This is a genomic window from Chryseobacterium sp. 3008163, from assembly GCF_003669035.1.
In the GTDB taxonomy this organism is placed as follows: Bacteria; Bacteroidota; Bacteroidia; order Flavobacteriales; family Weeksellaceae; genus Chryseobacterium.
In genome coordinates, this window is sequence record NZ_CP033070.1 from 843,527 (window position 1) to 857,282 (window position 13,756).

A 13,756-nucleotide genomic window follows, 5' to 3' on the forward strand; every position below is an offset into this window, starting at 1 on the left:
CTGAAAAAAACTGTTATCGACAGTCAAATTTTTGTCTCTTTAATGGGAACTTTTTTTGCAGTATTTTTCATGTTTGAGCAAAATACATTCCGTTTTCCTTCTGTGCTTTTGATATTTATCACGTATTTCAGCGGATATCTTTATACAAAGTATCAAAACACAAAATATTTTTACAAAATTTTCTTGCTGAATGTTATTACAGGAACTATTTCTGCCGCTTTAATCATCTTTAATCATAACGAAATACGTCTGGTAAAATGGTGTATCATTGTAGTTTTAGGATTACTGTACAATAGTTTTTTTCTGGAAACCTATATCCGCAAGATTCCTTTGCTGAAAGTATTTTATGTGGGTTTAGTCTGGGCATTGGTCAATGCTTGGCTTACTTTACCTGAATTTAATTTCCCTATATTTTTCATCAGTTTCTTTTTTGTAACAGCGCTTGTTTTACCTTTTGATATCCGGGATATGAAAAGTGATACCGTTCGGACCTTTCCGAAATTAATTGGAGTTCAGAACACTAAATATTTAGCTTACATATTGGTTTTCGTTTCAGCAGTTTCATCTGTCTTTTATCTCAAAACGCAATTTTCCATTAGCTTTTTCCTGACCTCAATCTTTACTTTTATTTTAATTTATTTTTCAAAACACTCAAACAAAGATTCTTATTTTTCCTTTTGGATCGAGAGCTGTTGCGGCTTACCGCTTTTGTTTTTAATTCTGTTTGAAAAGTTTTACCTTTACTAAAAATTTGCAGCAATGGAATCTTTTGAAACTATTCAAAATAAATTACTCAGAGCGATCAGCGAAAGTACTGATCGGGAAAAGATTCTGAGTCTATGGGAATTTTGGAATCATAAAAATTCTGATTTTTCTGTTGCTGAGCCCAATTCTTTTTACAACTCCGAAAAACCGATGACCGATGAAGAAGTAGAAGAATATTTTAAAGAAGAAGAAATTGTTTTGCCTGATTATATAATGAAAATGATTGAGCGAGGAATGGATGATGTAAAAAACGGGCGTGTTGTTGACAATGAAGAAGTAGAAAAATATTTTGAAGAATGGCTAAAAGATTAAAATGGACAGAATTTTCAAAAAGCCAACGAAAAGATATTTTAGAATATTGGAACACTAGAAACAAATCAAAAGAATATTCAAGAAAACTAAATGAACTTTTTGACAAAATAGCATTAATGATTTTGGAATATCCTGAAATTGGGCTAAAAATAAGTGGTTCGGAATGTCGTGGAAGATTAATTAGAGATTATTACATTATCTATATAAACTCAGAAAAAAGTATTGAAATCTTAAGTATTTTTGATACTCGACAAAATCCTGAAAAACTCGAAAAAATTTTAGGATTATGATCATTAACAAACTCACCCTTTACAATTTTAAAAACCATTCTGAAAAAAAGTTTGAGTTTTCGCCGCAAATCAACTGTTTTGTGGGAAATAACGGTGCCGGAAAAACCAATATCCTTGATGCTTTGCACTATCTTTCTGTAGGAAAAAGCTTCTTGGGGAATACCGATACCAACAATATCAAAAATGGCGAAGATTTCTTTACTATCGATGCTGAAATTCAAAATGATGGCAGCGAAGATATCATTAAAATCTCTCAGCCTAAAGAAGCGAAAAAAGTCATTAAAAAAAATGACAAAAGCTACGATCGAATGGCAGATCACATTGGTTATTTACCTAGTGTCATGATTTCTCCCTACGATTCAAATCTGATTTCAGATTCCGGGGAAAGTCGCAGGAAGTTTCTGGATTCTATGATTTCTCAGACCGATTCGGGATATCTTTTTGATTTAATTCAGTATCAGAAAACAATTCAACAGAGAAATGCTTTGTTGAAATATTTTGCAAAAAACAGAACTTGGGATAAAGATTCATTAGAAATTTATGACGAACCCATCACAAAATCAGGAACAAAAATTTTTGAAAAAAGAAGAGAATTTGTAGCCAAACTAAATCCTATCGTTCAGAATTTTTATCAGATCATTTCCGGTGGAAAAGAAACTGTTTCTGTAATTTATGAATCTCATTTATTGGAGGAATCATTTGAAAATTTATTAAAAGGTAGTTTGGAACGCGACAGAATGCTTACCTACACTTCAAAAGGAATCCACAAAGATGATTTACTTTTTGAAATGGATGGTGTTCTCATTAAAAAAATTGGATCACAAGGACAGCAAAAATCGTTTTTAATTTCATTAAAATTAGCTCAAATGAGTTTAATAAAAGAACTCACCGGAAAAACTCCGATTCTTTTATTGGATGATATTTTTGATAAATTAGATGACACTCGTGTTGCTCAGTTGATAAAATTGGTCAATCAGGAGAATTTCGGGCAGATTTTTATTACAGATACGCATAGAGACCGTACAGAAAGTGTAGTGAAAAAGATCAATGAGGAAAGTATAATATTTGAGATTTGAGGTAATGAAGAGAAATAAAAAACGTGAGTTCCAATCTTCAGAACTGGTAAAATCTTTTGCAAGAATTTATGGTTTTGAAGATAAATTAGTGGCTTTTGAAATCAAAGATTTTCTTGAAGAATATCTGGATGAAAGTTTATTTAATGAAATTGAAAGCGTAAATATTGAAGATAAAATAATCATGATTAAAATTGATTCTCCACTATTGAAAAATGATTTTAAAATGAGAAAAAGCTTTTATCTAAAAAAGTTTCAGGATAAATTTGGGGAAGAAAAATTTACTGATCTTCAGATTTTGTAGGAATTGTATTTTGCATCATATTAGACGTTTTATGATCAAAAGTAGAACGCAACGGTATGAAAAACTTCAATGGGTTTTTCAAGAAATATTTAAAAATCTCTCTATAAATCTCACTAACCTCACCAAAATTCAACTTTCGTGATCTAAACGCCAAAAACATAGACAAACTGAAACTCACCAAAAAGTTGAAGAATCCAATAATGAAAACCGTAAGCAGCGCCAACCAAAACGTGTAAGAATCTACACTGAAATCTTTCCCATACAAACCTAATGCAAAATTTCCTGCAGCAAACGTGATGTGACGGATATCGAGATCTAATCCGAAGAACAAACCAATAGGCGCCGTAGCTCCAAGAAATACACCGAACCAGAAATTAGAAACAATTCCCGCCCAGTTTTTTGCATAATATTTTGAAAGGCTTTTGGCAAATTTTGCCCCAAAAACTCTTTTGATCGACTGGTTTTTTGCAATTCTATCCGGAATCTGAAAGAAAATAGAGTTATTTCCAATGTTCCCGGAAATAATCCCAGAAATGAAAAGATAAAAACCTGCAATACTTGCATGAAGAATTGCTTTAGAATTAAATGGATCTAAATCTCTCAATAATTTTTCAGATTTTTCAACCGCCAGATTTTGTGAGAAAAACACATCTAATCCATAAATAATTGCCATCGCAACCGGAAAAGCCAATAAAACATTCCCGACAAAAGCAATAAATTGGCTTCTGAATAATTTGGAAACCAAATCAGCAAATTCGGTATTATTTCTTTTCGAATTTCCCTGTTCAGAAAGAACTTTAGTCATCGTTGCAGCGGTCATTGCGGGTTGTTTTGTTGCTAATGTAAAACCCATCAGATAAATCATCACAAATCCCATTGCGTAATTTAATGAATATAAAAACGCATGGAAAAAGTCGCTTCCCGGCATAAAACCGTACAACATTTTTAAGACACACAAAGCTCCTACGATAATTCCACCGCCACTCGCTTTGTAGAACATTTTCATGTACTGCTTGCGGTTGGAAGTGATGTAGTGACTTCCCGTTTCGGCAGTATGATTCGTAATGAGATGAGAAATCATTCTCGTGCTGTCGTTGAAAAGTTCAGAGATGTTATTCTTATGAGATTTATAACTCAAAATATTAAACATCAATTGTTTAGATCTAATAATAACATCTGCGTCATTATCAATCACCAACAATTGTACAATCTCATAAATTCTTTGAGTCTGCTGACGAATTTTTAAAAGTGCCTGATTAATTTTCCCTGATATCCCGTACTTCGATGAATTTTTAAATGCGATATTGACAAAATCAAGGCATTGTTCCGTGTAAATTTTGATCTGTTTGTATCTGCTGTCTTTAGAAGTTAGTTGGATGTCAGGATTGATTTTAAACTCTTCAGCCAACGTTTCAAGTTCTTTTTGTAATGCTAAAAAAGGGTTGTCAAAATTTCTGTATTCGGGAGCCATTCTTACAACCTCAACATCCAATGCCATCCCCGTAACACGCCATGAGAGAATATTCATCGAGAAAATAAGTTCTCTTTTGACTTTGGGTTTTTGAATAAAATCTGAAATTCCTAAAATCTCTAAAAACTCATCCATCTCATTTTCCGGAAGATTATGGAGGTATTCGAGATCTTTTTTGGGTCTGAAACTGATATTGTCGACCATGTACCAAACCGTTTTTTCATTCTCTACGGGAGGCAAAACTTTATTAAGAATTCGTTTTTTTAATTCAGGAAAAAAAGCATTTTCAGATAATATATTAGCCTCAGTTAATGATAAATTGAAAGGTCTGCCTTCAAAAATATTGCTTATATAGTATTTGAAATGATGAGTTATAGTAGGATTTGCCTTAAAATAATTGAGAACGTCGGTAAAATCGGCTTTCTTTATACTTTCCAAAAACTCTGCAAAAGGCTCCAGAGAAAGGGTTTCATTCTTAAAAGAAAAATATTTTTTAAGAACAGATTCAAAATTTTTTGTACTTGAACTGAGAAATTTCATTAGTACAAAGATACTATTTCAAACTTACATTTCTCATTTGTCTCAAGATCCAGTTATGTTTCTTTCTCAAATAGGCTGAAGGATTTTTCGGATCATATTTTTTAGGGTTTGGCAAAACTGCTGCAATCCAAGCTGCATCTGAAGCGGAAAGATCCTTTGAAGATTTTCCGAAATAGTATTGTGAAGCTGCTTCAACCCCGAAAACACCCTGCCCCATTTCGATAGAATTCAGATATCTTTCCAGGATAATATCTTTTGACCAAACTTTTTCGATGATGAAAGTGTACATTGCTTCCAGCCCTTTCCTGATCCAGCTTCTGCCCTGCCAAAGAAAAACATTTTTTGCTGTTTGCTGGGAAATGGTGCTTCCACCACGAATTTTTTTGCCTTTTTCGTTGTTTTTCATCGCCTTTTCAATCGCTGTATAATCGAAACCATTATGGTTAAAAAACTTCTGATCTTCTGATGCAATCACGGCTTTTTTCACATTACTTCCCATTTCGTCGTAAGAAATGTAATCACGATTAAGCCTTCCGTACTCGAAAAGTCCACCAATTTGTGTAATAGTGATGGGCGGATTAAAAAACCTCCCCCAGATGATAAATACTACGTTCAGAATAAGAACGATGAAAATGAATTGTTTTATTTTCTTCCACATAAGCTAAAAAACTACTGCAAAAATATAAAATTCCTGAGACCTATTGTAATTCTTTCATGTAAGTCAGCTGATAATCGGGCAAAAGCTCTGGGTGCAAGATCTTTATATAATCTTTCAGAATAAGATCAGAGCGCACTACTCCGGTTTCAAAAAAATCATTGGCTTTTTGCTTTTCTTTTGCATTCACGCCATATATTTTACCTTTATTGAAAACTTCAAGCTTACCGTAAAATGGATTGATATTTAATAACTCTTGTTTTGAAAGATGATTGCCTACATTTACCCAATATTGAGTTTGTTTTGATTTTGCATAGACTTCTTCAAAGCTCATAGTTACTGCTTTTTCTTCAGTATTTCCTTTAAGAATGTAATCAGCATTAGCATCAGCAATATAATTTGCGGTAAAAGTTTTTCCGCCCGGCAAATACCAAATATCGCCATACATTTCGTTTGCTAGAACCTTCGGTTGTGATTTTGATGTTAAAGCTAATTTTTTTAATTCGTTATAATTTTTCTCAATCTCTGAATATTTTTTTTCTGCTAATTCTTCTTTTCCGAAAAGTTTTCCGAAAAGTTTAAGATAAGCAGTTTTCTCCAATGGTTTCTGTTCCATATATTCATCTAAGAATATAACCTGAATTCCGTTGTTTTTCAGGAGTTGATAGGTATTATCGAAACTTGCAATATAGTTGGTGAAAATTGCATCGGGTTTTAGAGAAATGATTTTTTCAACATCATACTTTTGTTCGTTTCCGACGTTTTGAATTTTCCCTTGAGTAACTAAATCATTAATTTTTGAAGAATAAATATACTCAGGACTGGAGACTCCAATCACCGTGTTTTCCGCTCCAATCTCAGAAATAAAACCGAGCAAACTTGAATTTAGCAGAATCACTTTTTTAAAAGGAAGCTGATTATTTTTAAAATTATATTTAAATTTTCCTGATTCTAAGTGCAGATTGCCCTTATCTTCTCTAAAATTCAGTTTTGAAGACAAGGAAACAACATCAGATGATGATATTTTTGTCTCTTGTTTACAGGAGATTACCGATAAAAATGCAATAATGAATAAAAATTTCAGTTTCATCTTTCAAAGAAACTAAAAAAGTCTTATATTTGCAAACCTTTAAACAAGGCCTCGTGGCGCAACTGAATAGCGCATCTGATTACGGCTCAGAAGGTTACAGGTTTGAATCCTGTCGAGGTCACAAACGTCCAAATGGCTCCAATTTATTTCAAATTGAGCCATTTTTTTTGCTTTTTGATTCCAGAATAATCCAGATCAGGATTTTTATTGTTTTAGCAAATCTATTTTAAGGAAATAAGAAATGGCAATAATATATTTGGATGTATAAAAAAAATAGGAACTATACACTTAAATGTATCAAATAGATTATATTTTTAAAGGCCTCTTTCTAATTAGGGATGATTATTATTTACCTTCAATAACACTATCATAAAGGGTTTTGCTGAAATCTACGTTTCCTGTGTTCAAAAGGTTTTTTATGAATTAAACTCATTTAATGGTCCGCAGCCAATTTTCTCAACATTCCTTTAAAAATTAATCCGTGAAAAGGCAATACAGAAAACCAATACAATCTTCCCCACAATCCTTTTGGTCGAAAAACTGCCTTCTGCCAGAGTTTGCCCTTATATAACTTGAACATCAGCCAAGCTTCTCCAGGTAGTTTCATTTCAGCAATAAGAATCAATTTACCTTCTTCCCTGCTGGCATAAAGCACACGCCAAAAATCCAAAGCATCACCTTCGTGAAGTTGCGTTGGATGCGTTCTTCCTCTTCTCAAACCTGGACCACCAACCAAAACATCCAAAAACCCTCTGACTTTCCAAAGGCTTTGTCCGTACCAACCGTTTTTTCCTCCAAGACCAAACACACGATTCAGACATTTTTCCCGATCATCGTATTTTTCACTCCTAACGTCTTTGAAACAGCCAAAATGCGGCACTTCTATAAATTCTTTGAGTGAAGAATCATTTCTACTACTGACAAAACTGTCCTTCCAGCTCGAACGTATTTCGTTGGCCTGAATCTTTGCTAATGTCCTTTGCAATGCCATTTCGTAAGATAATGGCTTTACTCCAGTAATCTTTTTTATCTCTGCTAAACTTTCTTTGTCGCAAATCACCTCAATTTTCATACTTCCAACAAGCGAACTTGCCAAACTGTAAGTGGTTGAAGTAATGAAATATAGCCAGTACGACGACAATTTTGGTGTCATTACCGGCAACGTAACAATTGTTCTTTTTAAACCTCGGATTTTCGCAAAACCGAGCAATATTTCTTTGTAAGTCAAGACATCATCACAACCAATATCAAAACTTTTACCGTAAGTTTCTTTTTTGAAAAGAGTAAAAATTAGAAAATCCAAAACATTGGCAATACCAATAGGTTGGCATTTGGTAGTGAGCCATTTAGGCGTAATCATTATCGGCAATTTCTCAACCAAATCTCTGATGATTTCAAAAGATGCACTTCCGGAACCGATGATAATCCCAGCTCGTAAAACTGTTGTTGGAATTTTAGATTCAATTAAAATCTTCTCTACATTAAATCTGGAGTTCAAATGCTTTGATAATTCTTTTTGATTGACCAATCCAGACAAATAGATAATATGTTCGCACTCAGTTTTCTCAATGGCTGAAACAAAATTTTGCGCACAAATTTTCTCTGATTCTTCATAATTATCACTCGTGCTCATTGAATGCATCAGATAATATGCGCCCGAAATATCAGCCGGAATATTCTTTAAAGTCTCCTCTTTCAAGAAATCAACTTCGATAACTTCAATTAAATTATCATCAATGCCTGCAGGTTTAGAAAATCTGCTGACATCACGGCTACAGCAAACCACTTTGTAGCCTTGCTCGGTAATCACGCTAATCATCCTTTTACCGATGTAACCTGTTGCTCCTGTTAATAGAATCTTTTTCATACAAGATTAATTTTGAATCAGTTAAAGAAATTTTTAATGATTTTACACTTTAATTTAAAGCTTTTCCAAAAGATGTCCGAAATAATCTTTCTTTGTCGTAAGATAAGACGCATTGGTAGGATTTGATTCAATTTCCAAAGGAATTCTTTTATTGAGCAAAATCCCGCTGTTGTTGAAAGCTTTCAGTTTTTCAGGATTATTGGTTAGTAAATTTACTTTTGAGACTTCAAGAATTTTCAGCATTTCTATTGCCACATCAAAATTTCTCCCGTCTGCTGGCAAACCCAATCTCAAATTAGCTTCTACCGTGTCAAGACCTTGTTCCTGAAGGGCATAAGCTTTTAATTTATTGATGATTCCGATATTTCTACCTTCCTGTCTGAGGTAAATAATTATTCCTCCGTTTTCCGACATAAATTTCATTGCGGCATCCAGTTGTTGACCGCATTCACATTTTCTGGAATGAAAAACTTCTCCCGTAATGCATTCCGAATGGAAACGTACATTAATAATATCATTAAAATCTGTTTTTTCAGCAACCCAGACCAAATGTGGACTCCAGTCATTTTCATTTTCTGAGAATGCATAGACGGTAAACATTCCAAAATCGGTTGGTATATTAGATTGAGCCTGTATTTTCAACATTAGTTATAGATTGAATTATTGATATAGTACAAATTTATACTTTATTTATTTAATTAGTAAAATTAATTACTAAATTTGTTGATAAATAAAATCAATAATGGAACAAAAAAATATAATTACAGAATATAAAATATTTGAATTGTACGGCGATTACATTTTGAATCACGGAGAGAGACCAAAAAATATTTACCGTTTCGCAAAAGACAATGAGTTCGAGGAAAAAGACTTTTACGATTACTTTTCAAGCTTTGAACAGATTGAAAAATCAATGTTGGTCAATCTTTTCAATAAGTCTGTAGAACTGGCTTCGGAAGTTAACAGTTCTGATGAAATCACTTCGAAAGAAAAACTTCTGAACGTCTATTTCATCTTTTTTGAAAATATGACAATGAACCGTTCTTTGGTTTTGATGATTTTGGGAAAAGACAAATTACATTCAGCAAAAATCTTGAATCAGCTAAAGGAAACGCATCGACATTTTATCAAAACTTTTGATTTCAACGATTGGGAAATGATTCAAAAAGCGAAAGATGATGTGAAAAATTTCCACGAAAAAGCTCGTGAAGAAGCATTGTGGATTCATTTGGTTTCCGCCATCGAGTTTTGGAAAAAAGACACTTCGCCATCATTTGAAAAAACTGATATTTTCATCGAAAAAACGATTGATACAGGATTCGAATTGATGGATAATGAACCTTTGCGAAAAGTTGTAGATCTAGGAAAATTTTTATTTAAAGAAAAATTCAGAAAAAGTTAAAATGAAAACACTCGATAAAATACCGACAGGGAAATTAGAAAGGACGAGCAGTTTGCTGAAAGCGGGTGCAAAAGTTGGCGTTAATTACATCAAATATTACGGTAATAAAATTACGAAAGACAAAAACGAAGACGAAGCGTTGAAGACTTTAAATGAAGACAATGCTTCCGACATTTACGATTCTCTGAAAGAATTGAAAGGCTCCGCTTTGAAAGTTGCGCAAATGTTAAGTATGGAGAAAAACATCCTTCCACAGGCTTATGTAGAAAAATTTTCTTTGTCGCAATTTTCCGTTCCGCCACTTTCGGGAGCTCTGGTTAAAAAAACTTTCAGAAAATATTTTGGTAAAAATCCGGAAGAAATTTTTGACGACTTTACAACGGAATCTGTGAATGCAGCAAGTATTGGTCAGGTTCATAAAGCCAAAAAAGGTGATCAAAATTTTGCTGTTAAAATTCAATATCCCGGAGTGAGAGAAAGCATCTCCAGTGATCTGAAAATGGTAAAACCGATTGCGATGAAGATGTTCAATATCAAAAAAGAAGGATCGGAATCTTACTTTCAGGAAGTTGAAAACAAATTATTTGAGGAAACTGATTACAATCTTGAATTGAAAAGAAGTCAGGATATCTCGGAAAAATGCAACCACCTTCCGAATCTTGACTTTCCGAAATATTATCCTGAATTTTCGTGTGAAAGAATTATCACGATGGATTGGATGAACGGAAAACATTTCTCAGAATTCACAAAATTAGATAATTCTCAGGAAGATTTGAACAAAATCGGACAGACGCTTTGGGATTTTTATATGTACCAAATGCACGTTTTGAAGCAGGTTCACGCTGACCCGCATCCCGGAAATTTCCTGATTTCGGAGGATAAAAAATTGCTTGTGATTGACTTTGGTTGCATCAAGGAAATTCCGGATGATTTTTATAAACCTTATTTTGAATTGGCTAAAAAAGAGAATCTAAATAATCCTGAGATTTTCAGAGAAAAGCTGTTCGAACTAGAGATTTTACGTTCGGATGATTCGCCTCAGGAACAGACTTTTTTTACAAAATTATTCTACGAATTGCTGGAATTATTCACGAGACCTTTCAACGCAGAAATTTTTGATTTTTCTGATGAATCGTTCTTTCAGGAAATTGCAGATTTGGGTCAGAGATATGCGAAACTTAGTGATATGAAAGGGATGAACACAAACAGAGGTTCGAAACATTTTATTTATCTGAACCGAACTTTCTTCGGTTTATACAATATGATGCACGATTTGAGAGCCAAAAATATCGTTATCAATCAATACAAAAATTTCATTCAGTAAATGCCTGCCAACTTACCTTCAAAGATTTGTGAAGTCTGCGGATTTCCCTTCAATTGGCGGAAAAAGTGGAAGAAAAATTGGGACGACGTAAAATATTGCAGCGAAAAATGCCGAAGAACTAAATGTTTAAAATCTTCAGATTAAATATTAAAATTTGAAAAATATGCCATCCAAAAAATTAAGTACGGCGCAATTGATATTTCCGCATCAGCTTTTTAAAGACACGGATTATTTGGATAAAAATCAACCGGTTTTCTTGGTGGAAGAGTTTCTGTTTTTCAAACAATACAAATTTCACAAACAGAAAATTGCCTTCCATAGGGGGAGTATGAAGTTTTATGAGGAATATCTGACCAAGAAAACATTCAAGGTTCAATATATAGAAAGCACTTCCCCACTTTCTGATATTCGGAATTTAATTAAACATTTAGAAAAAGAAGAATTTGAGGAAATTCTCATTACGGATGTTTGCGACGATTGGCTTGAAAAGAGAATTAAGGAAACGAAATTGAAATTAGAAATTCTTGAAAGTTCTTTATTCATCATTACCCGAGAAGATTTGAAAGACTATTTTGAAGATAAAAAATCTTATCATCAAACCGATTTCTACAAACAGCAAAGAATTTCCCGAAATATTCTAATGAAAGCCGGAAAACCAATCTGTGGAAAATGGACTTTTGATACAGAAAACCGTAAAAAATATCCTAAAAACAAAAAAGTACCATCCGTTCATTTTCCTCAAAACAGCAAATATTATGATGAAGCAAAAATTTATACGGAGAAAAATTTCAATGAAAATTATGGCAATTTAACTTCCTATCAACTCTATCCCGTCACTTTTGAGGAAGCTGAAAATTGGTTGAATCAGTTTTTTGAACTGCGGTTTGCCGATTTTGGAGTCTATGAAGACAGTATCGTAGAGCGTGAACATTTTCTGCATCACAGCGTGCTTTCGCCATTGTTAAACATTGGACTTTTGACTCCTGAAAACGTTTTGAAAGAAGCTATTGAATATGCGAACGAATATAAAATCCCCATCAATTCTCTGGAAGGATTTGTGCGTCAGATTTTAGGTTGGAGAGAATTTGTGAGGGGGATTTACCTCTATCAGGGAACTTTTCAGCGGAATAAAAATTATTGGAAACATCAAAACCCACTACCCGAATCTTTTTATACTGGAAAGACTAAAATTAAACCGATTGACAGCACAATTTTGAAGGTTTTGGAAAGTGGTTATGCGCATCACATCGAGCGATTAATGATTTTCGCCAACTTTATGAATCTGTTGAAACTCAATCCAGACGACGTTTATCAATGGTTTATGGAGATGTTCATCGATTCTTACGATTGGGTAATGGTTCCGAATGTTTATGGGATGAGCAGCTTTTCTGACGGCGGAAAAATGAGTACAAAACCGTACATCAGCGGAAGCAATTATATCAAAAAGATGAGCGATTACTCTGATGACGGCTGGACGGAAAAATGGGATGCCCTCTTTTGGAATTTTGTGAATGATAACAGAGAATTTTTCAAAACAAATCCGAGATTGGGAATGATGTTGCGAACTTTGGATAAAATGACGGATGAGAAAAAATCTGAACACTTTAAAATCGCACAGCACACGATTAAAAATTTAAAATAATTGTGAAAAAATTTAATTTAATACAGACAGACCGTATCATTGAAATGGCTTGGGAAGACAGAACGCCGTTTGAAGCAATAGAATTTCAGTTTGGAATTTCTGAATCTGAAGTGATTGACGTGATGCGAAGAGAATTGAAACCTTCGAGTTTTAGACTTTGGAGAATGAGAGTGAATTCGGGAGTTAGCCAGAAACATCTTATGAAGAGAAATCATGAAATTGAGAGATTTAAGTGCACTAGACAACGGATGATAAGTCATAATAAAATTTCGAAACGGTAAAAATATTAGAAAAATGAAAAACATAGTCATTATCGGTTGCGGACAGGGAATTGGATTTGCTGCTGCAAAAATATTGTCGGACTACAATGTAATCGGCATTTCAAGAACAGAAAATCCTGAAATTGAAAATTTAAATATTGAATTTCATCCGATAGATATCATTTCGGGGAATCTGGATAAAATTACATTCCCTGAAGTTATTGACGGATTGGTTTATTCGCCGGGAAGTATTAATTTAAAACCATTTAACCGGCTTTCGATTGAAGATTTTAAGAATGATTTTGAAGTCAATGTTTTGGGTGCGGTGAAAACGATTCAGAAGCTGTTACCTAATTTGAAGAAGTCGGAAAGTGCTTCTGTTGTATTGTTCAGTTCGGTGGCTGCAAAATTAGGAATGCCTTTTCACGCTTCGATTTCTGCAAGTAAAAGTGCTGTTGAAGGTTTAACGAAAAGTCTGGCGGCAGAATTGTCTGCTCAGAAAATCAGAGTTAATGCCATTGCTCCCTCTTTAACGGATACTAATTTAGCTTCACAACTTCTTTCAACACCTGAAAAAAGAGAAGCTTCGGGAAAGAGACATCCGTTGCAAAAAGTTGGAAATGCGAACGAAATCGCAAAAATGGTTGAGTTTTTATTATCTGAAAATTCATCTTGGATTACAGGACAAATCATCGGGATTGACGGCGGAATGAGTAACATCAAATTGTAACCATTCCCAAAAACTAATATCTTTACCATAA

At 33.7% G+C, this 13,756-nt stretch carries 16 protein-coding genes and 1 tRNA gene; 12 read left to right on the plus strand and 5 right to left on the minus strand.

The genetic code is table 11. The annotated features are described in order from the left end of the window. The first annotated feature begins 42 nt into the window (after positions 1-42). From EAG08_RS03655 to EAG08_RS03675, 5 genes are read left to right on the plus strand one after another with little or no spacing between them, the layout of a single operon-like run. Complete coding sequence (locus tag EAG08_RS03655) at positions 43-747, plus strand: hypothetical protein (RefSeq protein WP_228446751.1); 705 nt, start codon at positions 43-45, stop codon at positions 745-747. 12 nt (positions 748-759) lie between these two features. Beyond that, on the plus strand, positions 760-1,077 hold the full coding sequence (locus tag EAG08_RS03660; RefSeq protein WP_129534269.1) for a hypothetical protein: 318 nt from the start codon (positions 760-762) through the stop codon (positions 1,075-1,077). After that, positions 1,062-1,367 carry a type II toxin-antitoxin system RelE/ParE family toxin gene (locus EAG08_RS03665; protein WP_129534270.1) on the plus strand — a complete coding sequence of 102 codons (306 nt, stop codon included), beginning with the start codon at positions 1,062-1,064 and terminating at the stop codon, positions 1,365-1,367. Before EAG08_RS03660 ends, EAG08_RS03665 begins: the two co-directional genes overlap by 16 nt. Then, positions 1,364-2,443, plus strand: a complete 1,080-nt coding sequence (gene recF / locus EAG08_RS03670; protein ID WP_129534271.1) for a DNA replication/repair protein RecF — start codon at positions 1,364-1,366, stop codon at positions 2,441-2,443. Before EAG08_RS03665 ends, recF begins: the two co-directional genes overlap by 4 nt. A 4-nt stretch (positions 2,444-2,447) precedes the next feature. Next, positions 2,448-2,744, plus strand: coding sequence for a hypothetical protein (locus EAG08_RS03675; RefSeq protein ID WP_129534272.1), 297 nt, complete (start codon positions 2,448-2,450; stop codon positions 2,742-2,744). Here EAG08_RS03675 and EAG08_RS03680 read toward each other — a convergent pair. Genes EAG08_RS03680 through EAG08_RS03690 form a run of 3 tightly spaced genes read right to left on the minus strand, consistent with a single transcriptional unit; the run spans position 2,722 to position 6,500 of the window. Further along, on the minus strand, positions 2,722-4,755 hold the full coding sequence (locus EAG08_RS03680) for a recombinase (protein WP_129534273.1): 2,034 nt from the start codon (positions 4,753-4,755) through the stop codon (positions 2,722-2,724). The genes EAG08_RS03675 and EAG08_RS03680 overlap by 23 nt on opposite strands. 13 nt (positions 4,756-4,768) lie before the next feature. Continuing rightward, the gene (mtgA, locus tag EAG08_RS03685; RefSeq protein ID WP_129534274.1) at positions 4,769-5,413 is read right to left on the minus strand and encodes a monofunctional biosynthetic peptidoglycan transglycosylase; all 645 of its coding nucleotides are present in this window, start codon (positions 5,411-5,413) and stop codon (positions 4,769-4,771) included. 40 nt (positions 5,414-5,453) lie between these two features. Next, positions 5,454-6,500 carry an ABC transporter substrate-binding protein gene (locus EAG08_RS03690; protein ID WP_129534275.1) on the minus strand — a complete coding sequence of 349 codons (1,047 nt, stop codon included), beginning with the start codon at positions 6,498-6,500 and terminating at the stop codon, positions 5,454-5,456. A 47-nt stretch (positions 6,501-6,547) separates the two neighbouring features. On the opposite strand from EAG08_RS03690, the gene EAG08_RS03695 reads away from it, so the two are divergent. Continuing rightward, a tRNA-Arg gene (locus tag EAG08_RS03695) sits at positions 6,548-6,621 on the plus strand. 312 nt (positions 6,622-6,933) lie between these two features. On the opposite strand, the gene EAG08_RS03700 is transcribed toward EAG08_RS03695, so the two are convergent. After that, the gene (locus EAG08_RS03700; RefSeq protein ID WP_129534276.1) at positions 6,934-8,367 is read right to left on the minus strand and encodes an SDR family oxidoreductase; all 1,434 of its coding nucleotides are present in this window, start codon (positions 8,365-8,367) and stop codon (positions 6,934-6,936) included. A gap of 54 nt (positions 8,368-8,421) precedes the next feature. After that, complete coding sequence (gene ribA / locus EAG08_RS03705) at positions 8,422-9,012, minus strand: GTP cyclohydrolase II (RefSeq protein ID WP_129534277.1); 591 nt, start codon at positions 9,010-9,012, stop codon at positions 8,422-8,424. Positions 9,013-9,109: 97 nt separating this feature from the next. Between ribA and EAG08_RS03710 the strand changes: the two genes are divergently transcribed. Genes EAG08_RS03710 through EAG08_RS03735 form a run of 6 tightly spaced genes read left to right on the plus strand, consistent with a single transcriptional unit; the run spans position 9,110 to position 13,725 of the window. Further along, a complete protein-coding gene (locus EAG08_RS03710; protein ID WP_129534278.1) occupies positions 9,110-9,769 on the plus strand; it encodes a TetR family transcriptional regulator C-terminal domain-containing protein in 660 nt (219 codons plus the stop codon). Position 9,770: 1 nt separating this feature from the next. Beyond that, complete coding sequence (locus tag EAG08_RS03715; protein WP_129534279.1) at positions 9,771-11,093, plus strand: ABC1 kinase family protein; 1,323 nt, start codon at positions 9,771-9,773, stop codon at positions 11,091-11,093. Further along, complete coding sequence (locus EAG08_RS03720) at positions 11,094-11,237, plus strand: DUF2256 domain-containing protein (RefSeq protein ID WP_129534280.1); 144 nt, start codon at positions 11,094-11,096, stop codon at positions 11,235-11,237. A 19-nt stretch (positions 11,238-11,256) separates the two neighbouring features. Continuing rightward, entirely contained in the window at positions 11,257-12,735 is a 1,479-nt protein-coding gene (locus EAG08_RS03725) for a cryptochrome/photolyase family protein (RefSeq protein ID WP_129534281.1), read from the plus strand. Next, positions 12,735-13,016: a TIGR03643 family protein gene (locus EAG08_RS03730; RefSeq protein WP_129534282.1), complete on the plus strand. Its 282-nt coding sequence runs from the start codon at positions 12,735-12,737 to the stop codon at positions 13,014-13,016. Before EAG08_RS03725 ends, EAG08_RS03730 begins: the two co-directional genes overlap by 1 nt. 13 nt (positions 13,017-13,029) lie before the next feature. Beyond that, positions 13,030-13,725: an SDR family NAD(P)-dependent oxidoreductase gene (locus tag EAG08_RS03735; protein ID WP_129534283.1), complete on the plus strand. Its 696-nt coding sequence runs from the start codon at positions 13,030-13,032 to the stop codon at positions 13,723-13,725. Positions 13,726-13,756: the final 31 nt, after the last annotated feature.